General features: G+C 73.1%; 18 protein-coding genes. 15 read left to right on the top strand and 3 right to left on the bottom strand.

The window, feature by feature from the left end; translation table 11 throughout:
• Positions 1 to 3 precede the first annotated feature (3 nt).
• From AB0K14_RS29020 to AB0K14_RS28975, 10 genes are all read left to right on the top strand, one after another.
• Positions 4 to 771: a PIG-L family deacetylase gene (locus AB0K14_RS29020; RefSeq protein ID WP_360460500.1), complete on the top strand. Its 768-nt coding sequence runs from the start codon at positions 4 to 6 to the stop codon at positions 769 to 771.
• A gap of 5 nt (positions 772 to 776) precedes the next feature.
• Positions 777 to 1,916, top strand: a complete 1,140-nt coding sequence (locus tag AB0K14_RS29015) for a histidinol-phosphate transaminase (protein WP_360460498.1) — start codon at positions 777 to 779, stop codon at positions 1,914 to 1,916.
• Entirely contained in the window at positions 1,913 to 3,205 is a 1,293-nt protein-coding gene (locus tag AB0K14_RS29010; protein WP_360460496.1) for a glycosyltransferase, read from the top strand. The genes AB0K14_RS29015 and AB0K14_RS29010 overlap by 4 nt, the downstream gene beginning before the upstream one ends.
• Entirely contained in the window at positions 3,202 to 4,905 is a 1,704-nt protein-coding gene (locus AB0K14_RS29005; protein ID WP_360460494.1) for a thiamine pyrophosphate-binding protein, read from the top strand. The genes AB0K14_RS29010 and AB0K14_RS29005 overlap by 4 nt, the downstream gene beginning before the upstream one ends.
• Positions 4,902 to 5,648, top strand: a complete 747-nt coding sequence (locus AB0K14_RS29000) for an SDR family oxidoreductase (protein WP_360460492.1) — start codon at positions 4,902 to 4,904, stop codon at positions 5,646 to 5,648. Before AB0K14_RS29005 ends, AB0K14_RS29000 begins: the two co-directional genes overlap by 4 nt.
• Before the next feature lie 8 nt (positions 5,649 to 5,656).
• Positions 5,657 to 6,034, top strand: a complete 378-nt coding sequence (locus tag AB0K14_RS28995) for a cupin domain-containing protein (RefSeq protein ID WP_360460490.1) — start codon at positions 5,657 to 5,659, stop codon at positions 6,032 to 6,034.
• Entirely contained in the window at positions 6,031 to 7,272 is a 1,242-nt protein-coding gene (locus AB0K14_RS28990) for a glycosyltransferase (RefSeq protein WP_360460488.1), read from the top strand. The genes AB0K14_RS28995 and AB0K14_RS28990 overlap by 4 nt, the downstream gene beginning before the upstream one ends.
• Positions 7,273 to 7,369: 97 nt before the next feature.
• Positions 7,370 to 8,482 (top strand): radical SAM protein, encoded by a 1,113-nt coding sequence (locus tag AB0K14_RS28985; protein ID WP_360460486.1) that lies wholly within the window; start codon positions 7,370 to 7,372, stop codon positions 8,480 to 8,482.
• Between the two features lie 9 nt (positions 8,483 to 8,491).
• Complete coding sequence (locus tag AB0K14_RS28980) at positions 8,492 to 9,181, top strand: hypothetical protein (protein WP_360460484.1); 690 nt, start codon at positions 8,492 to 8,494, stop codon at positions 9,179 to 9,181.
• On the top strand, positions 9,178 to 9,876 hold the full coding sequence (locus tag AB0K14_RS28975; protein WP_360460482.1) for an HAD-IA family hydrolase: 699 nt from the start codon (positions 9,178 to 9,180) through the stop codon (positions 9,874 to 9,876). Before AB0K14_RS28980 ends, AB0K14_RS28975 begins: the two co-directional genes overlap by 4 nt.
• A 46-nt stretch (positions 9,877 to 9,922) precedes the next feature.
• Here AB0K14_RS28975 and AB0K14_RS28970 read toward each other — a convergent pair whose 3' ends face one another.
• A complete protein-coding gene (locus AB0K14_RS28970) occupies positions 9,923 to 10,957 on the bottom strand; it encodes an SAM-dependent methyltransferase (RefSeq protein ID WP_360460480.1) in 1,035 nt (344 codons plus the stop codon).
• A gap of 137 nt (positions 10,958 to 11,094) precedes the next feature.
• Here AB0K14_RS28970 and AB0K14_RS28965 point away from each other — a divergent pair, with 137 nt between their 5' ends.
• A complete protein-coding gene (locus tag AB0K14_RS28965) occupies positions 11,095 to 12,138 on the top strand; it encodes a glycosyltransferase family 4 protein (protein WP_360460478.1) in 1,044 nt (347 codons plus the stop codon).
• A gap of 8 nt (positions 12,139 to 12,146) precedes the next feature.
• Here AB0K14_RS28965 and AB0K14_RS28960 read toward each other — a convergent pair whose 3' ends face one another.
• Positions 12,147 to 13,544, bottom strand: a complete 1,398-nt coding sequence (locus AB0K14_RS28960) for a hypothetical protein (RefSeq protein WP_360460476.1) — start codon at positions 13,542 to 13,544, stop codon at positions 12,147 to 12,149.
• 376 nt (positions 13,545 to 13,920) lie between these two features.
• Between AB0K14_RS28960 and AB0K14_RS28955 the strand changes: the two genes are divergently transcribed.
• Entirely contained in the window at positions 13,921 to 14,484 is a 564-nt protein-coding gene (locus tag AB0K14_RS28955) for a DJ-1/PfpI family protein (protein ID WP_360460474.1), read from the top strand.
• Between the two features lie 223 nt (positions 14,485 to 14,707).
• Positions 14,708 to 17,602 (top strand): RICIN domain-containing protein, encoded by a 2,895-nt coding sequence (locus AB0K14_RS28950; protein ID WP_360465797.1) that lies wholly within the window; start codon positions 14,708 to 14,710, stop codon positions 17,600 to 17,602.
• An 8-nt stretch (positions 17,603 to 17,610) separates the two neighbouring features.
• Here the strand turns inward: AB0K14_RS28950 and AB0K14_RS28945 are convergent, their stop codons facing one another.
• The gene (locus AB0K14_RS28945) at positions 17,611 to 18,435 is read right to left on the bottom strand and encodes a helix-turn-helix transcriptional regulator (RefSeq protein WP_360465799.1); all 825 of its coding nucleotides are present in this window, start codon (positions 18,433 to 18,435) and stop codon (positions 17,611 to 17,613) included.
• Positions 18,436 to 18,505: 70 nt separating this feature from the next.
• Here AB0K14_RS28945 and AB0K14_RS28940 point away from each other — a divergent pair, with 70 nt between their 5' ends.
• Positions 18,506 to 19,318 carry a phytanoyl-CoA dioxygenase family protein gene (locus AB0K14_RS28940; protein ID WP_360465802.1) on the top strand — a complete coding sequence of 271 codons (813 nt, stop codon included), beginning with the start codon at positions 18,506 to 18,508 and terminating at the stop codon, positions 19,316 to 19,318.
• A complete protein-coding gene (locus tag AB0K14_RS28935; protein WP_360465805.1) occupies positions 19,315 to 19,575 on the top strand; it encodes a hypothetical protein in 261 nt (86 codons plus the stop codon). Before AB0K14_RS28940 ends, AB0K14_RS28935 begins: the two co-directional genes overlap by 4 nt.
• The last annotated feature ends 12 nt before the right edge of the window (positions 19,576 to 19,587 follow it).

The following is a 19,587-nucleotide window of genomic DNA, read 5'->3' as shown; positions in this document are numbered from 1 at the left end:
CGCGTGGACGTGCTGATGGTGTTCTCGCCGCACTTGGACGACGCCGTGCTGTCCGTCGGCGCGTCCCTCGCGGCGGTCGTCGAGTCCGAGGGGAAGGTCGTCGTGTGCACGGTGTTCGCCGGTGATCCGCCCGAGCCGTTGTCGCCGGCGGGCCGGGCGTTCCACCGGCACTGCGGACTGGGCGACGACGGCGTGGCCGCCCGCCGGGCCGAGGACCGGGACGCCGCCGCGGTGCTCGGGGTCGAGGTGGTGCACCTGCCGGTGCCGGACTGCCTGTACCGGCGGGGCCCGAGCGGGTGGCTCTACGACCGGCCGGGCGCGTCGCTCGACCCGGGGTGGCCGCCCGAGCCCGCGGTGGCGGCGGAGGTCGCCCGGCACGTGCAACGCCTGCTGCGGGTGATCCGGCCGGCCGCGGTGTGGACGTGCCTGGCGCTCGGCGGCCACGTGGACCACCGCCTCTGCCGGACCGCGGTGGAAACCGCGTGCGCCGGGGAAGGCATCACGCCGCACCTGTGGGAAGACCTGCCGTACGCGCTCGGCACCCCGGCACCGGCCGGGCCCGTCACCGCCCGCCCGGTCCGCGGGACGCACCTCGCCACCAAGCTGGCCGCCGTGGAGCGCTACCGCTCGCAGGTGCGCGTCCTGTGGCCGGACGGCGCCGACTGGCGTGCCGACCTGCTGACCCACCACGCCGGCCGGCGAACCGCGGCGGGCGGGGCCGAACCCCTTCGCCAACCGGCCGCGAGCACCCCTTCCGGAACGAGGAGTTGATCACCGTGTCCCCGCGTTCGACACCGGTGCCGACGGTGCCGCAGCCGCGGCTGCCCCTGTTCGTGCCCCCGCAGTCCGGGCCGTTCGACGACGGGTGGCTGCGGCTCAGCCTGAGTGAGAGCGCCTTCGGGTGCAGCCCGGCCGCCCGGGTGGCCGCCGAGGCGGCGTTGGCCGACGCCGAGCGCTACCCCGACGCCGACGCGACCTCGCTCGCGCAGGCCGTCGCGCGGGTGCACGGGGTGACGCGGGATCACATCGTGGTCGGCAACGGGGTGGACGAACTGCTGCTGTTGTCCGCGTTGGCACTGTCCACACCGGACGCGGGCGGGGTCGTCAGCGCGCAGACCTACGCCGGGCACGCGAACGCGGTCGGTGCGGCGCGGTCGCCGTTGACGACCGTGCCGCTCGCGGCGGGTCGTGTGGACGTCGAGCGGGTCGTGGCGGCCGCCGCACCGGGGGTGGTGGTCTACGTGTGCAACCCGCACAACCCGACCGGGTCGGCCCTGACCGCGGCCGAGTTGCGGACCGTGGTCGAGGGTGTGGCGTCGGCGGGCGGTGTGCTGGTGCTGGACGAGGCGTACATCGAGTACGCCGGACCCGATCGGGCGAGTTCCGGGGTGCGGTACGTGCGGCAGGGGCTGCCGGTGGTCGTGCTGCGCACGTTCTCCAAGATCCACGGCCTGGCCGGGCTGCGCTGCGGCTACTCCGTGACGACACCCGTCCTGGCGCGGGAGTTGCGCCGGTTGAAGAACGTGCTGGTGTTCAACGTCAACCGGGTCGCCCTCGCGGCCGCCGAGGCCAGCCTCGGCGACCCGGCGTTCACCGCGGCGGTGGCACGCGGGACGCGCGCCGTGCTCGGCGGGTTCCGCCGCGCGGTGGACGAGACGGGTTGGGCCGAGGCGCTGCCGTCGGAGACGAACTTCGTGCTGGTGCGCAGCCCCCTGCCCGCCGACGAGCTCACGGCCGAACTCGCCCGGCGGCGCATCGCGGTGAAGTCGCTCGCCGCTCTGGGGTTCCCCCGGCACATCCGCGTCGCCGCGGGACGCGAGGAGGACATGCGACGCATGGCCGCCGCGCTCCACGAGGTCGCCGACCTGCACCGCGGCGCGGCGGGGGCGGACCGGCTGCGCGAGGCGCACCGATGAGCCGTTCAACCGCGTCCGGCCGGGGCGTCGAGGTAACCGACACGACCAACTCGCACATCGACGCGGCCGGCACGCCCGGCCGAGACGTCGGTCTGGTCAGCACAAACGACCCGCAGGTCGATGTGGCCGGCACGCCCGGCCGAGACGTCGGCCTGATCGGCACAGCCGACCGGCAGGCCGACGTGGCCGCCGCGCCCGGGCAGGGCGTCGGCCTGGTCAGCACAGCCGACCGGCAGGTCGACGTGGCCGGCCGGGGCGTCCGTCTGGTCGGCACAACCGATCCGCAGGTCGACGTGGTCGGCACGCCCGACCCACGCGTGCCCGACGTGTCGATCGTCGTCCCCGTCCGGGCGCGCAGTGGACCGCTGCGCCGCCTGCTCGCCTCCGTGGCCGGCCAGGTCGGCGACGGTCCGCGCGTCGAGGTCGTGGTCGTCGACAACCCCACACCGGACAACGCCGGGTGGCTGCGCACCGCCGACCTCCCGTTCCCCGTCCTCTACACGTGCGTGTCGACCGCGAACCGCGGGCTCGCCCGCAACGTCGGCGCGCACCTCGCGCGCGGCGCGACGCTGTTGTTCACCGACTCCGACGTGCGGTTCGCCGCCGGCGCGGTGCGGCGGGTGGCGAAGGCATCGGCCGCGCTCCCGCGCACCCTGGTGATGGCCGACGTGGTGTTCCCGCCCGACGAGCCGCGCGGCCTGGGCACCCACCTGTTCGACGTCGCCGCGTACTTCCGCGCCTACCGCTCGCAGCGCCGGCTCGGCCCGCTCCAGTTCCGCCACTTCGTGTCCTGCTGCTTCGCCGTGCCGCGCGAGGACTTCCTCGGTCTCGGCGGGTTCGACCCGGGGTTCACCGCGTACGGCTACGAGGACGTCGAGTTCGCGATCCGGGCGGAGCGGGACGGACTTTCGTTCGACCTCGAACCGGCCAGGGTCTACCACCACAAGCCGCTGGCGCCCGCGTCGGTGCTGGCGCGGTCGGTCGAACTGGGCCGGTCGGCGGTCCGGCTGGTCGACCTGCACCCCGACATCGAGCGGGTCATGCCGGTCGGCGTGGCCGCCGCGGCGGCGGGCGAGCTCCACTTCGACCCCGACTTCGACGTGCGGGACCTGCTCGACCGCGCACGCCGCGTCGAACGGCGCTGGGCGGGCGGACGCCGGTCCGCACCGCTGTCGGAGACGCGGTCGCTGCTGGCCGAGGCCAGGGACGTCTACGAGCGCATCGCCCGCTACGGGCGCTTCACCGGCATCCGCGAGCACGTACCCACCGACCCGGAGGCGGTCCGATGATCCTCAGCGAGTACGTCCACCGACAACTGTCCGCGCACGACGTCGAGGTGGCCTTCGGCATCCCCGGCTACTTCGTCATGCCAATCTGGCAGGAGTTCAAGAAATCACCGCGGATCGTGCTCTCCAGGCACGAGTCGGGCGCCGCGTTCATGGCCGACGGCTACAGCCGCGCGACCGGCAGGCTGGGCGTGGTGCTCGCCACCAGCGGCCCCGGCATGACCAACTGCGTGACCGGTGTGGCGTGCGCCTACCGCGACTCGCTGCCCATGCTGGTGATCACCGGTCAGGCGCCGACCGCGAGCTTCGGCCGGGGCGCGTTCCTGGAGTCCTACGTGCTCGACCGGGCGGTGTCGCCCGCGGCGCTGTTCGCGCCGATCACCAAGAAGTCGATCGAGGTCGTCGACTCGGCCAACGCGGCGTTCCTCATCGCCACGGCGATCGACCTCGCCCTCTCCGGCCGGCCGGGACCGGTGCACCTCAGCATCCCCGTCGACCTGCAGTCGCAGGACATCCCGGTGCCGGACGGCGTCGAGCGGGCATCGACCACCCTGCCGGTGGCGCCCGGCGCGCTGCGGGACACCGCCGAGCTGCTCGCCGGTGCGCAACGGCCGCTGCTGCTCGTCGGGTGGGGTGTGCCCCGCGCCGGTGTCGGCGCCGACGTGGCGCGGCTGGCCGAGGAGATCGGGGCACCGGTCGTGACGACGACCAAGGCGATCTCCGCGCTCGCCGCGGACGACCCGCTGCTCGCGTGCCACCTGGGGCCCGGCCAGCGGTCGGACGCACCCGCGTTCGTCCGGGACTACCGGCCCGACGTGGTCGTGGCGCTCGGCGCGAGCATGTCGTCGTACTACGCGGAGCCGGTGCTGCCGGTGTTCGAGGGCGCGACGCTCGTCCGCGCCGACGTCGACGCCGACCAGTTGCGCCTGCGGGTCCGCCCCGACATCGCGCTGCACGGCGACCTCGCGGTCATCGCGCCCGCGTTGTCCGACGCCGTGGCGCAGGCCCAGCGATCGGCTCCTCCACCGCACGCCGCCGCGAGGTCGGAGCACGCACGGGCGGTCGTGGCCCGCTTCCGCGACCGCGGCCGCCGGGCCGCCGAGGTGCAGCCGCACGACCACGACGGCGCGCCGTCGATGTCGGGCACCATCGCACGCCTGGCGGACCTGCTGCCGCGCGACGCCGTGGTGCTGCCGGACGCGGGCAACCACTGGCTGGACACCCTGTCCCTGCACCACTCCCCCGTCGCCGACGGCCTCCAGCTCAACTGCGGCATCGGCGCGATGGGCTGGGCGATCGGCGCGGCGGTCGGCATGGCGTTCGGCCGGCCGGACCGGCGCACGGTGTGCGTCACCGGCGACGGCTCGCTGCTCATGCACGGCACGGAGCTGTCGGTGGCCGCCGAGCACGGCCTGGACCTGCTCGTCATCGTGTTCAACAACCGGTCCCACGCGCGGGTGCGCATCAACCAGGCCATGGCGTTCGACGGCGACGTGGTCGGCTCGGACGTCCCGGACCTGCGGCTGCACCGCTGGCTGGCCGAAATGGGGTTGCGCACGTTCGTGGTCGAGCGACCGGAGGACGTCGAGGACGTGCTGCGGGAAGCTATCGCGACGCCGGGGACCGTGGGCGTCGAGGTGCGGTGCAGCCCGGACGAGGCGCCCGCGAGCCTGCGGGCCTGGATCGACGGCGTGGCACCGTGACGCCGGTTGCCGTGGTGACCGGTGCGTCGCGCGGGATCGGCCTCGCCACGCTGCGGCGCCTGGTCTCCGCCGGCTACGACTGCGTCGCGATCGGCCTGCACGCCCCGGACGTCGACGGCCGGGTCGCGTTCCTGCGGCACGACCTCGCCGACCCGCGCGGCGCGCAGGCGGCCGCGGCGGCCGTCACGGAGCTGGCCGCCGGCTCCGGGCCGGTGTCGCTGCTGGTCAACAACGCCGGTGGCGCGGATCCGGTCGCCGCGGCGGAGCTCGACCACGCGCGGGTCGAGCGCGACGTGACGCTCAACCTCACCGCGCCGATGCTGCTGTGCGCCGCGGTGCTGCCCGGCATGTGCGCTGCTGGTGAGGGTGCGGTGGTCAACGTCGCGTCCACGGCCGGGCGGAGGGGCGTGCGGTACCTGCCGACCTACAGCGCGGCGAAAGCGGGTCTGATCGCCTACACGCAGAGCGTGGCCGACGAGCACGCGTCCTCGGGTGTGCGGGCGAACTGCGTCTGTCCCGGCGCGGTCGCCACCGCGCTGGCGACCGCGGGCCGGGCGGAGCTGTCCCGGCGCAACGGCCTCGACCCGGGCGCCTACGAGGCGGCCATGGCGGCCCGCACCGGACTGGGCCGGCTCCTCGACGCCGACGAGGTGGCCGAGGTCGTGGTGTGGCTCGGCACCGGGGTCGGGCGGGCCGTCAACGGCCAGACCATCAACGTCTGCGGCACTGCGAGCATGGATTGAGGACAGGGATGTTCCAACGACTCCGCATCGAAGAACCCGTGCTGCCGGCCGTGCGTGAGATGTTCACGCACCTCGGCGAGCCCCTGCAGGTGCTCACCCCGGACAGCGGCCGGCCGCTCGTCGTCCACCACGTCATGGGGCAGCTGACGATGATCGACCGGGGCACCGGCTACATCACCGTCGACGGCCAGGCGTTCCCGCTGACCGCCGGCGACCTCTACGTCATCGCTCCCGGGACACCGCACTCGTTCCGCAGCACCGGCGATGAGCTGCACCTGCGGCACTGGCACTGGCCTCAGCACCTGCTGCACACCGACCGGGAGATCCTCCTGCCGCACGTCGAGTTCGGCCCCGAGGACGACGTGCCGGCAGGAGGAGCGCCATGAGCCGCGCGGCGCCGGCCGACCCGATCGGGAAGGTGCTGCTGGTCAACGGCAACTACGAGGACGGCACGGTCGGGGGTACGCAGGTCCACACGCGCCTCCTGGCCCACGCCCTGCGCGACGAGGGCCGCACGGTCGCCGTGCTGTGCCAGGGCGACGAGGACGACGTGACGACGCTGGACGGCATCGAGGTCCACCGGATCAAGCCGCCGCGCCTGCCGTCCGGCACGAGGAGCGCCGTCCGGCACGCGGTGAACCAGACGCTGGCGATCCACAACCCGTTCGTGCGCCGCCGCGTGCACGCCGCGGTCCGCCGGTTCCGCCCGGACCTGTGCCACGTCCACATGCTGCGCAGGCTGACCCCGGCCGTGCTGCCGGTGCTGCGCGCGCACCGGCTCCCCGTCGTGCAGACCGTGCACGAGCTGTTCTCCCTGTGGAACTTCAACGCCTACCTGCGCGACGACCGGCCCGAGAAGATCCACTCGAAGCGCCCGTGGCCGGTGACCGCCCTGAAGGAGTGGCACCGGCGGCTGTCCACGACCGTGCACCACGTCTGCGCGCCGTCGCGGTTCGCGCTGGACGCCTATCGGCGCGACGGCTACTTCGCCGGTGTGCCGGCCAGCGTCGTGCCCCTGTCCGTGCCGTTCGAGTGGGGTGACCCGGAACGGATCGCGCGCCGAAAGGCCGCCGAGTCGCGCGATCGCCCCCTGCGCCTGCTGTTCGTGGGCCGGCTGGACAACTACAAGGGGGTGCGTGAGCTGCTGGCGGCCGTGCACGCGCTGCGCGACCTGGACCTGCGACTCGACGTGGCGGGGGACGGCCTGCTCGCCCCGCTGGTCGCCGGGTCCGCCGAGCGCGACCGGCGCATCACGTTCCACGGCCCGGTGCACGGCGCCCGCCGGCACGACCTGTACCGGCGGGCGGACGTGCTGCTGTGCCCGTCGACCTGGACCGAGACGTTCGGGTACGTGGTCCTGGAGGCCTACGCCGCCGGGCTGCCCGTCATCGCCTCCTCCGTCGGCGCGCTCCCCGACGTGGTGCGCCACCGCCGCACGGGGCTGCTGGTGCGGCCCGGCTCCGTCGCCGACCTGGTGGCGGCCATCCGGGCGATGACCGACCGGGTGACCCGGTGCGACCTGGGCGGCGGCGCGGCGCGGTGGATCCGCTCGTTCCAGTCGGCGCGTCCGGTCGACGCGCAGTTGGCCGCCTACCGGGCCGCCGTCGGGCGGCACGCCGGCTGAAGGCACCGGCGTTCCCCCCCTCCACCAGGCCGTCCCACGACGGCGAGACCCCCGCAGCTGATCGACAAGCCCGTGATCGGGCCGGAAGGAGCTCCACGTGCTCACGGACACCGCTTCACCGGACACCCGCAGAGCCCGCAACGCCGCGCTCAACCTGGAGGAGAGCCGCGCCGGCGCCCTGGTGCTGCGCAGCAAGCCGCGCTACGTGCTGGTCGAGCTCACCCAGGGGTGCAACCTCCAGTGCCCGATGTGCCGGGACCGGGCCATCGGCTACCGCGAACGTGAGATGGACCGGGACGTCCTGGCCCACATCGCCGAGGAGCTGTTCCCGACCGCGGAGATGGTCGACATCCGGGGCTGGGGCGAGAGCCTCCTCGTGTCCGACGTCGACGACATCGTCCGGGAGGTCGCGGCCCACGGCGCCCGGTGCCGGGTCGTCACGAACCTGTCGTTCCGCAAGCCCGCGACCCTGGACCTGCTCACCGAGGTCGGTGCGATGGTCGACGTCTCGCTGGACGCGGCGCAACAGGGTCCGCTCGGCGAGGCCCGCAAGGGCGCGAAGCTGCCCCTGATCACCGAGAACCTGCGCCGGCTGGTCGACGGGTTCGCCCGCAACGGCAAACCGGCCGACTCGCTGCGCATCGTCGCCACCGTCCAGCCGGTCACGGTGCCCGAGCTGGCCGGGCTCGTCCGCTACGCCGCCGAGGTGGGCGTCCCGCAGATCGTGCTGAACGCGGTGACCGTCGCGGAGGGCGATCCGACCGGTCTGCACGGCCGGGAGGTCGAGGTGGACCGCGCCGTCGACGAGGCGCGCGAGGTGGCCGCCGAGCTGGGTGTCGACCTGTTCGCCGGCACGTCCCTCGGCCACTGCGTGCCCGCGTTGAAGAACAGCTCGACGTGCATCCACCCGTGGTCGTACCTCACCGTGGGCTACGACGGCAGCGTCGGCTACTGCGACCACCTGGTCGGTCCGATCATGCAGCACTACAGCCTCGGCCACGCCGGGCAGGCGAGCGTGGAGGACATCTGGAACGGTCCGCGCTGGCAGGAGCTGCGCCGCTGGCACGCGGACCCGCACCGCGCCGACCAACGCGCCTTCCACGGCTGCTTCCGCTGCTACCAGCACCGCAACGTGGACTTCGAGGACGTGTTCGAGCCCGCGCTGGAGCGCTACCGGCTCGGCATCGAGCCGGTGACGGGGACGCGGTAGGCGCGACCGGTGGACCTGTACCTCATCAACGACCTGCCCCTCATGGGCGCGTGCGCGGACGAGCAACGCCTCGACGCGCACGTGCGCCGGGTCGTGCGACGCCAGGCCGAGGCGGTCCCGGCGGTGCTCACGTGGCTGGACTTCGCCGAGTTCGAGCGGCTGTGGGCGCGAACGGCGGCCGTGGACGCGGACTGCTACGTCCTGGTCGGCACCCGGCCGGTGCGGCTGTGGGCACGTGATCCGGCGCGCGCCGCAGCCAAGCCCGTCGTCCACGTGCGCACGACCCGCGTGCACGACGACGACGGGCGCACCGGGTCGGTGCGCCTGGCCGATGACGTGTCCGGCCTGAGCGGGCGGATCTGCGTGCTCGACGACGTGCTGATGTCGGGTCTGACGATCCGCGCGGTGGTGGACGGGTGCGGCGGACGTCCCGAGGTCCGGGTGGTCGTCGGCACCGCCGCCGGCGTGCGCAGCCTGTCCACTGTGGACGTGTCGGCGCAGGTGCTGCTCACGGGCGAACCGGTCGTGGACGTGACGGTGATCTTCCTGGCGGACCTGCTGCACGGGTCGTTGCGCGGCAAGCCCTTCCTGGACCAGCGGGAACTGCTGCGCCCGTTCCTCGGCCCCGACCTGGAGCCGTGGCGGCGACTGCGGGACGACCTGGTCTCGGGCGGTCACTGGGCGGGACCGTCGTGGTGACCGGCGGTCGGCCGTGCGACGCCGTGCTGTTCGACTTCGACGGCGTGCTGGTGGACACCGAGACCACGCTGCTGACGAGCTGGCAGGAGGTGTTCCGGGCGCTGGGCGTGCCGTTCGGGCGCACGGAGTACCTGCGCGCCGGTTTCCACTCCCCTCCGCTTCCCCTGGAGGACCGGGTCGCGGCCGCGTTGGCCGAACGTGCCGGGGAGGGCCGGGCCGTGACCGACCTGATCAGGTCGACCAACCTGCGCATGGCGAGCCTGCTGGACACCAGGCCGGGTGTGCGGGAGCTGATCGCCGACGCGCGCCGGCACGGCGTGCCCACCGGCGTGGTCAGCAGTTCGGGCCGGGACTGGGTCGGCCGCCACCTCGCCCGGCTCGACCTCGCGTCGGAGTTCGACGTCGTGGTGTGCCGCGAGGACGTGCGGGAGCGGAAACCGGCGCCGGAGCCGTACGCCGCCGCGGTCGCCCGGCTGGGCGTCGATCCCGGGCGCGCGCTCGCCGTCGAGGACGCGCCCCTGGGGGTGCGGGCGGCGAAGGCGGCGGGACTGCGCTGCGTGGCCGTGCCCGGCCCGGTCACGGCGTCGCTCGACTTCGCCGAGGCCGACGCGGTCGTGACGACGGTGGAGGGCATGTCCCTGGCGGCGCTCGTCGCGCTGACCGGACCGGCCGCGTCCGCCCCGACCGGGAGGTGAGCGCCGTGTCGAGGTCGCTGCCGGGCCGAGGTCGGTGCCGGGTCGGTCAGGCCCGGCGGGTGGCCACCACCGTCAGCTCGTGGCGGTTGTGGTGCAGCTGACGGGCGAAGGTGATGTCGTAGCGCTTGCGCAGCAGCCGCCGGCAGCGGTCCACCACCTCCACCGGGCGGTACGTGCCCGTCTTGAGGGTGAGGATCGCGATCGCGCCGGGTCGCAGGTGCGTCGCCGCGTCGAGCATCACCTCGCAGCTCAGCTCCGGGTCCATCCGCATGTCGTTGACGACCACGTCGAACGCCCGGTTCGAGCGGCGGAAGAACTCGCCCGCGGTCGTGCGCTCGTGGTGCACCCGGCGGTCGCCCGTCAGCTGCGGCGCGAGGTCGCCCGGGTCGACCGCCCACACGTCGAAGCCCTTGGTCCGCAGGATCCGCGTCCAGCCACCGGGGGACGCGCCCAGGTCGACCGCGCGGCCGCCGGTCGGCAGGTCCGAGGGGAACACCTGGAACAGCTCTTCGAGCTTGAACTCGGCCCGGGAGACCTGCGCCGGGTCCCGCGCCAGCCGCACGCGCCCGCCCGGCCAGTCGGTGAGGCTGTCCGCGGCGGTGTTCACGCCCAGGCGCACGCCCTCGGGCGTGATGCAGCAGGACAGCACGACGGGCTCGCCGGCGCGACCGACCCGGACGCCGTCCTCGCCCAACGATTCGGCGATGGCGGTGAACAACTCCCCCGACGTGTAACCCATCCGCGGCGAGCCGCTGGCCCAGGCCTGCACCGCGAGCCCGTGCCCGTCACCGAGGTCGAGCCCCGACACGACCTCGCGCGCCACCCGGCTGATCGCCGCCGGATCGGCCTGGTCGGCGCCCGTGACGTGGGCGACCTGGTTCGTCAGGTGCTTGATGAAGACGATCTCGGCATTCCGGCAGGCTTCGGCGACCTGCGCGGCGGTGAGGCCGACGACCATTCCCTCGTCCGGGCCGACCCGCTTGATGTCGGTCTGCCGGCCGAAAGCGTTCTTCAATTCCAGGGAGGCGGCGCGGTAGCTGTCCTCCGCAGTGGCGAAGAGAACGCCTTCGGGTGAAGTCATCTTGTGGCCAATCGTGAAGAGGGGGAACTGTTCGACGGAGGTTGGCGTGCGAGCGCCGGTAAATCTTACCACTCGGGCCGGTAAGGCGGATTCACGCTCCGGCGGACCGCCCGGTTCACTTAGCGGAGGAGTCACGGGTGCGGGAAAGCGGACGGCCGTTGCGGATCGGGATGGTGGCGCCACCCTGGCTGTCGATTCCGCCGGACGGCTACGGCGGCATCGAGAGCGTGGTCGCCACCCTGGTCGACGGCCTGGTGGACCTCGGTCACGAGGTCACCCTGTTCGCGGCCGGGCCGCACGGCACGAAGGCGCAGCACGCGGTGCGGGTCTTCGACGAGGTGGCCGTTCCCGGTCAGGACGGGGAGTTCCCGGCACTGCTCTACACCGCCCTGGTCTCCGCGGCGGTCGCCGACGCCGGGCTCGACCTCGTCCACGAGCACACCATCACCGGTCTGCTCGCCGCTCCCGCCCGCACCGCGCCGACCGTCCACACCGTACACAACCCGGTCCACGCGCGCTTCGGCGAATACCTCCGGCGCATCGGCGATGCGGTCTCGCTGGTCGCTCTCACGGATTACCAGATCGAGTGCGCGGAGGACCTGAATTGGGTCGGTCGGGTGTTCAACGCGATCGACACGAACGCTTTCCGCCATGTCCCGCTGAAGGACGACTACCTGCTGTACCTCGGTCGGATCACGCCGGAGAAGGGCGTGCACGTGGCGATCGACGCGGCCCGTGCCGCCGGGCGCCGGATCGTGGTCGCCGGGCGGTGCGCCGAGCCGCGGGAGCGGGAGTACTTCGAGCAGGAGGTCGGGCCGCGGCTCGGTCCGGGGGTGGAGTGGTTCGGCCACGCCGACTTCGCGCAGAAGGCGGCGCTGCTCGGCGGGGCGTCGGGCGTGCTGTGCCCGTTCCAGTGGCCGGAGCCGTTCTGCATGGTCATCCCGGAAGCACTGGCGTGCGGCACGCCCGTGGTGGCCCTGCGCCGCGGGTCGGCGGCGGAGCTCGTCGTGGACGGTTACAACGGCTACGCGGTGGACGACGCCGCGGACCTCCCGTCGGCGATCGCCGCGCTGGCGGACGTCGACCCCCGCGACTGCCGCCGTGACGCGGAGGAGCGGTTCGGGGCGGAGCGGATGGCCCGGGCCTACCAGGACGTGTACCGCGCTGTGCTGGGCGGGTGAACCCGTGCTCAGCCGTGGGGAGGGCCGAGGAGCAGCGGTGCGGCGACGGTTTCGAGGACCTGCCAGGCGTTGCGCCACGCCAGTTTCACCGGGTCCCCGACCTCGGGATCGGCCAGGAGGGTGACCAGGTGGGGGCGGAGGTCGCCCATCGCGTACTGCATGAACACCTCGGCGCAGAACTCGTCGAACTTGCCCGCCTGGTAGGACCGGCGTTGTCCGGGTGACAGGCGGTTGCCCTTGGGGTCGCGCCACAGGTCCAGTCCGAGCAGGTGCTGCCGGTGATCGCGCAGCGTCAGCCAGGCGTGGTAGAAGGTCTTGGCGTGCACCGACATGCGGTCCCAGTAGTCCTGCAGCTGCTGGACCTCGTGGCCGAGCTGCGTGAGGTCCTTGTCCTCGTGCACACCGGTCGGCAGGGGGTCGTACTCGGACGGCAGGCCGTCCGCCTTGCCTGCGGTCAGCAGGGGCGGCATGGGGTGGTCGTCCAGGAGGGTCGACTCGAACAGGGCGTGGCCCGTCTCGTGCACCAGCAGGCGGACGAACGCGCCGGGCGGCGTGACGCCCAGCAGGGACATGTAGATCGTCTTCTCCCGCGGTTCGTACAGCCCGCCACCGCGGCTGTTCGCGCGGGAGGAGTTGAACACGATGGTGCACCCCTTCCGCACGAGGTTGCCCCAGAACGCGGGGTAGACCTCCAGGAAGTGCGCGAACGCGGCCGCCTGGGGCAGCGGGAGGTCGAGGTCCGGCACGGCGACCCGGTCGCACAGCGACGCCAACTTCGGCTTGGCGGCCAGCATCGTCGACAGGATCACGACGTGCGGCTCCTCCGGGTCGACGGTCGCGTGGCCGTCGGAGAGCGCCAGGTAGCGGGTCTTGATGCTCGCGACCGGCCCTGCCAGGGTCGCCGCCGTCATCCCGTACCCACCGCCCGCGATGACGAGCTGGATGATGCCCGCCTCGGTGGTGTCGTCGACCGTCATCGCCAGGTCATCGGGGTCGAACGCGGCGAACAGGGCGCCGTCCAGCGTGTTGTGCACGACGACCGGCAGAGGGCTCTCACCCGACGGCGAGGAGCCCCGGTCCGCCGCCGCGTCGACCGTGATGGACCTGAGCAGCCGCTCCGCCTGCTTCCGGACCGCCGCCCGCGCCTCCCCCGTCGACGCCGTGGCCATGTCGGCCAGCATGCCGTCCAGGTCGAGCCCGCCCAGGCCCGCGTCGACGGAGATGGTGTCGTCATCGTCGGCGAGCGTGGGCAGCGCGCGGGTCGGTCGACCCTGGTGCGTCGCGCCGTCGACGGGGTCCGAGTCCTCCATCTGCGCGAGCATCTCCTCGAAGGTCAGCTCGCGGCCCGCTCCGGGTTCGCGGCCGCCCGTGCCGTGCACCGGTAATCCCTCGCCGTTCGGATCCACGGAAGTTCTCCTCGTGCCGCGCTTCGCCCTGCTCCGGGGGCACCGTAGCCCGCACACCCCGCCCGGCCTCCGCCCTTTGTGGGACCGGAGCTCACGATCCGACCACGGCGGACGATCGCGGCACCGGTCGCCGGCCGGCGAGCCCGGCCGGCGAGTCGGGCCCGCCGGCATTTCGGTTGTCAAGGCTCGCCGGTCGCTAAAAAATGCGCGACGAATTTAGCGCCTCCCCCTGGCCTGGAATTGTTCGTGGGTGTGCGGAGACCCGGCGCGAACAATTCGGCCGATCGGTCATTGCTCCTTGTGAACGCGAACGATCCCGTGCCACGCTGGGTCGGAATCCCGTGAACTCCGACGACTGTCCGATGTGGAGTGGCCAATGGCGCGAGTGCTGATCCTGACCGCCGACGCCGCCGAGGAACTCGACTCGATGTACCCGGTCTTCCGCCTGCGCGAGGGCGGTCACGAGGCGATCGTGACCGCTCCGACGACGCGCGCGGTGAAGCTCGTGGTGCACGACTTCGAGCCCGGCTGGGACGCCTACACCGAGAAGCCGGGCCACCTGCTGCCGGTGGACCTGGCGTTCGGCGACGTGGACCCCGCGGACTACGACGCGCTGGTGATCCCCGGCGGCCGGGCACCGGAGTACATCCGGACGGACCCGGACGTGGCCCGGATCGTCGGGCACTTCTTCGACCGCGAACTCCCCGTCGGCACGATCTGCCACGGCCCGCAGGTGCCGGCCGCGCTGGGGCTCCTGCAAGGTCGCACCACGGCCGCGTACCCGCCCCTGAAGTTCGACGTGGAGCTGGCCGGCGCCACGTTCGTCGACGAGCCCGACGTCGTGGACGGCGCGATGGTCTCCTGCCGCGGCTGGCCCGACCTGCCCCTGTGGTCCCGCGCGTTCATGCAGGTGCTGGAGAAGTCGGCCAACCGGGCCTGAGCACAGGAGGAAGGCCCGGCTTCGACCCGCGAGCCCGGACACGACGGGCACGCGGGTCGAAGCCGGGCCTTCGTCGTGTCGGAGGGAGCTCGTCCGGGTCCGGGTCCGGGTCCGAGGCCGGGCCCGGGTCCGAGGCCGGGTTCGGGTCCGGTGCCTCGGTCCCGGCCGCCGTGCTCCCGACCGACGAGCATCCCTGTTCCCACCGCACGAAGGAGTTCGCGTGATGGACGGTCCAGTGGACCGGCGGCGCTTCCTCGCCCTCACCGCGTTGACGACCGGCGCCGCCGTCCTCCCCGGCGTCCTGGCGGCCGGGCGGGCCGACGCCGCCGTGCCCCCGCAGGTCACCCTGCCCGAGCGCGGCATCTACGACACCGGTCAGGCCACGTCCTGGACCGACGGCTTCCTCACCGGGAACGGCGAGTGCGGCGCACTGCTGTACGGCGCGCCCGCGCTGGAGAAGGTGATCTTCAACCACCACCGGCTGGTCTTGCCGAACGGCACGCGCTCCCTCACCCCGCCGGTGATCGCCGGCCGGCTGCCGGGGGTGCGCGACAAGGCCATCGCCGGCGACTACGCCGGGGCGAACCGGGACTTCTCGGCCGGGTGGTCGCTGCGCTGGACGCAGACCTACCACCCGGCCTACGAACTGCGGATCTCCACCGCCGGCCTGACGGCGGTCGACAACTACGCCCGCATCACCGACTTCCGCACCGGCGAGGTCACCTCGACGTGGACCGACGGCAGCGGCACCTGGACCCGCCGCGCGTTCACCTCCCGGGCCGACCGCGTGGTCGTGCACGAGCTGCTGCCGGCTCCCGGCCGGACCGTCGACGTCACGCTCAGCGTCGTCACCGCGCTGGACGGGGTGCCCAACAGCCTGGTCTACCGCACCCTGGCCACGGTCGCCGGCGGCTCGGGTTACCTGAACCTGCGCGGCACCTACCCGGCGGGGCAGGGGGCTTTCGGCTACGAGGGCGTCACCCGGGTCGTCCCGACCGGCGGCACCGTCAGCGCGAACGGGTCGACCGTCGTCGTGACCGGGGCGACCAGGCTGCTGCTGCTCACCAAGCTCGACCGGTACGAGTCGTCGACCGCCTGGGACTCCCGACCGCTGCACGCCCAGCTGGCCGCACTGGCCGCCGACTACCCGGCGCTGCGCTCCCGGCACACCGCGATCCACACCGAGGTCTACGACCGCTCGCGTCTGGACCTGAACGTGTCCGACGCCGACCGGCGGCTGTCCACCGGCGAGCTGATCGCCCGGCAGAACGCCGACCGGAACGTCATCGACATCGCCCTGCTGGAACGCCTCTACGACTCGGGCCGATACCTCTTCATCAGCTCCAGCGGCATCCTGCCGCCCCGGCTGACCGGCATCTGGACCGGCACGTGGTCCGGCGCGTGGGCCGACGACTTCACCACCGACGCCAACGTCAACCTCCAGGTCGCGGGCGGCAACATCCTGGACACCACCGAGGCCATGCAGGGCTACTTCGCCCTGGTCCTCGGCCAACTCGGCCACTGGCGCACCAACGCGCGCAACCTCTACGGCGCCCGGGGCTTCCTCGCGCCGTCGCGCACCGACGGCGAGTACGGCCACATGCTCCACTTCGACGCGGGCTTCCCGGGCCACACCTGGACCGGCGGCGCCGACTGGCTGCTCTACCCGTTGATCGAGTACTACGAGGTCACCGGCGACCAGGCGTTCCTGCGGGACAAGCTCGGTCCCGCGCTCATGGAGCTCGCGCTGTTCTACGAGGACTTCCTGACCCGGACCGACTCGAACGGCAAGGTGGTCTTCGCGCCGTCGTTCTCGATGGAGAACAGCCCCGGCAACACCGGCGTCCTGCTGTCGGTCAACGCGACCGGCGACGTCATGGCGGGCAAGCACGCCCTCCAGGCCGCGATCGCCGCGGCCAACGCCCTTGGTGTCGAGCAGGGCCCGGGCCTCGGCGTCGCGCGCTGGACGGCGTTGCTGAACAAGATCCCCGCCTACCGGATCAACGGCGACAACGCGCTCGCCGAGTGGTCCTGGCCGAGCCTGGGCGACCGGTACGACCACCGCCACGTCCACCACCTCTACGGCGCGTGGCCGCTGCACGAGATCAACCCCGAGGAGAAGCCCGAACTCGTCCGCCCGGCGCTGCGCGCGCTGGAACTGCGCGGCGACCAGAACATCTCCGCCCACGGCAGCCTGCACCGGGCCCTGGCCGGCGCGCGGCTCAAGGACGGCGGCAAGGTCTACCAGAACCTGCGCAAGATCATCGGCAACAACATGGTCTTCAGGTCGTTGATGACCTCGCACAACCCCGACCTGGACATCTACAACGCCGACGCCGCCAACGCGATCCCGGGCGTGCTGGCCGAAGCGCTGGTCTACTCCCGGCCCGGGGTGCTGGAGATCCTCCCGGCGCTGCCCGTGCAGCTGACCAAGGGCGCGATCACCGGTGTGCGTGCCCGCGGCCGGATCCGCGTCCACCGCCTCGGCTGGGACCTGACCGCCCGCACGGCCGTGCTGTCGATCACCTCGGACGTCGGCCAGGAGGTCACCCTGATCAGCCGGCCCGGGATGGCGTCGGTGACCACCTCGGCGCCCGTGGCGGCGTCGCCCCTGGGCAGCCACGCCCGGAAGGTCACGCTCACCGCCGGGCAGCGCACGGACATCACCGTGTTCCTCCCGGCCCCGTCCCTGCCGACCGGGTGGTGCCGGCTGGTCAACCGGGCGGGCGGCAAGGTCCTGGACGTCAACGGCGGTAGCACCGCCGACGGCGGCAAGGTCATCCAGTGGAGCCCGACGGGCAGCACCAACCAGCAGTGGCGGTTCCTCCCCAACCCCGACGGCTCGTTCCGCCTCGCCGCCCGGCACAGCGGACGCGTGCTCAACAGCCCGGGAGGGTCGGGCCAGGGCGTCCAGCTCGACCAGTGGCAGGACACCGGCGGCGACAACCAGTGGTGGCGGCTCGTCGACGCGGGCGGCGGCCACCACCGCATCGTCAACGTGCGCAGCGGCCTGTGCGCGGACGTGGAGGGCGGTTCGACCGCCGACGGCGCCCGCGTCGTCCAGTGGCCCACGACCGGCGGCGCCAACCAGGAGTGGCGGATCGTCGCGGCGGAATGACCGTCCGCTCAGTCGGCGCGAGGTCCCGACGACCGGCGCGGTGCCCGGTGGGCCGACGCACCCGTGCGCCGGCCCACCGCTCCTGCTCGCACGGCGCGCGGTGAGGCGCCCAGCTCGCGGCGGCAAGCCTTGTTGAACGCCTGGAGGTCGCCGAATCCCACCGCCGCCGCGACCGCCGGTATGGGCAACGTCGACTCGCGCAGGAGGTGGCGCGCCCGCTCCAGCCGGCGCCGTCGGATGTAGGCCACCACGGTGTGCCCGGTCTCGGCGCGGAACAGCCTGGTCAGGTGGTTGTGCGAGACCCCGGCCGCCGCGGCGACCCCCGGCACGGTCAGCGGCCCGGCCAGGTGCGCCTCGACGTACGCGACGGCCGCGGCCACCGCGCCGCCCGGCTTCCCGGACGCCGCCAGGTCGGCCACCCGCCACAGCACGGTCCAGACCTCCGCGGCCGCCATCACCTCGGCCGTGGGTGCGATCGCGATGGCGTGCCGCAGCAGGCCGGAGAGCAGCGGTGTGTCGACGCCCGCGTGCTGCATGACCGGCACGGTCAGCGCCGGGCCCTTCCCCGGCAGGCGCAGGTGCGCGTAGAGGTGCTCGGACCGGCCCTGGTAGCGGTAGGCCACCCGCACGCCCGGTGGGACCAGGCTCACGTGCCCCGGTCGGATGGGGTGCGTCGTGCCGCCGACGGTCAGCTCGGCGGTGTAGCCGTACAGGTGCAGCTGCCACAGCTCGGGCAGCAGGAACTCGTCACGACGGCTTGCCACACCGTGCACGGCCACGCCCAGGTTGGCGACGACCGGCGGCGCGTCCAGCCGGACGGCCACGTGGTCCATGGTGAAAAATTACCACTAATGGTGAACACAACCCACTACACGGCAACGTTGCGCACCTAGTGTCGAACGCATGACAACCACCAGCCACCTGCTGTCCTCGGTGCTGATGGCGCGCTTCGCGGCACAGGGGTTCCTCCGCCTCGACGCGGTCGTGCCGGACGACCTCAACTCCGCGGCGATCGAGGCCATGGAGCGCGGCATCCCGGGCGTGCCCCACGGGATCCCGCTGGACGTGGCGTTCCCGGCCGGCTCGTTCGCCCGCCGTCTCGTCGACCTGCCACCCGTCGCCGGGGCGCTGCGCGGCCTCGTCGGCCCCGACCCCGCCGTCGACCACCTGGCCGTGCACGTGCGCGAGCCGAACGAGGGCAGCGCCCAGCCCCTGCACGGCGACGCGATCATCGACACCCGGCGCGACACGTTCGACGTCCAGCTCATGTACTACCCGCACGAGGTCACCCCGGACATGGGCGGAACGCTGCTGGTCCCCGGCAGCCACCTGCGCCTCACCAACGAGAGCGACACCGGGCGCTACCAGAACCTGCTCGGGCAGGTCCGGCTGACCTGCCCGGCGGGCACGGTGCTGCTGCTGCACCACGGCATCTGGCACGGCGGGCGCCGCAACGACTCCGACCGGCGCCGGTACATGTTCAAGATCAGGTTCAACCCGACCGCGCCCCAGGTCCGGCTGTGGGACACCGACGACCTGGACGACCCCGCCGTGAGGGCCGAGCTGTCGACCACCTTCCCCTGGTACGAGTACGCGACCGGGCGACTGGAGGTCTACAACAGGATCGCCCTGTGGCGGACCCTGACCGGTGACGACACCTTCGACATCGAGCACTGGGCCACCAGGGTGCACAACCGTCCCGGGAGGACCGCGTGAAGCAGCGGGTGCTGGTGCTCTACCTGTCCTCGTCGGCCCTCGACGACCGGGTCGTCGGCTGGGCGTCCTACGACGGCACCGGCCGCACGAAGCCCACCACCGGGGACGGCGACGACCCGCCGTACGTGACCGGGGTCGACGCCCTGCGCGACGGATGGCGGCTCTTCCAGGCCTCCCAGCTGATCCCTCCCTACCCGGGGCACGAGTACGACACCTCGTTCCTCAAGCACGAGTTCTTCTTCGAGAAGCTGGAGTGACGTCCCCGGCCG

It is taken from the genome of Actinosynnema sp. NPDC050801, assembly GCF_040673975.1.
In the GTDB taxonomy this organism is placed as follows: Bacteria; Actinomycetota; Actinomycetes; order Mycobacteriales; family Pseudonocardiaceae; genus Actinosynnema.
The sequence above is the reverse complement of the archived record's forward strand: the minus strand, read 5'-3'. Positions and strand labels throughout refer to the sequence as shown.

Bases quoted from the DNA above. Each gene is read 5' to 3' on its own strand.
- AB0K14_RS29010 (WP_360460496.1), top strand. From the start codon at position 1,913: ATGAGCCGTTCAACCGCGTCCGGCCGGGGCGTCGAGGTAACCGACACG.
- AB0K14_RS29005 (WP_360460494.1), top strand. From the start codon at position 3,202: ATGATCCTCAGCGAGTACGTCCACCGACAACTGTCCGCGCACGACGTC.
- AB0K14_RS28995 (WP_360460490.1), top strand. From the start codon at position 5,657: ATGTTCCAACGACTCCGCATCGAAGAACCCGTGCTGCCGGCCGTGCGT.
- AB0K14_RS28990 (WP_360460488.1), top strand. From the start codon at position 6,031: ATGAGCCGCGCGGCGCCGGCCGACCCGATCGGGAAGGTGCTGCTGGTC.
- AB0K14_RS28970 (WP_360460480.1), bottom strand. From the start codon at position 10,957: ATGACTTCACCCGAAGGCGTTCTCTTCGCCACTGCGGAGGACAGCTAC.
- AB0K14_RS28955 (WP_360460474.1), top strand. From the start codon at position 13,921: ATGGCGCGAGTGCTGATCCTGACCGCCGACGCCGCCGAGGAACTCGAC.
- AB0K14_RS28950 (WP_360465797.1), top strand. From the start codon at position 14,708: ATGGACGGTCCAGTGGACCGGCGGCGCTTCCTCGCCCTCACCGCGTTG.
- AB0K14_RS28945 (WP_360465799.1), bottom strand. From the start codon at position 18,435: ATGGACCACGTGGCCGTCCGGCTGGACGCGCCGCCGGTCGTCGCCAAC.
- AB0K14_RS28940 (WP_360465802.1), top strand. From the start codon at position 18,506: ATGACAACCACCAGCCACCTGCTGTCCTCGGTGCTGATGGCGCGCTTC.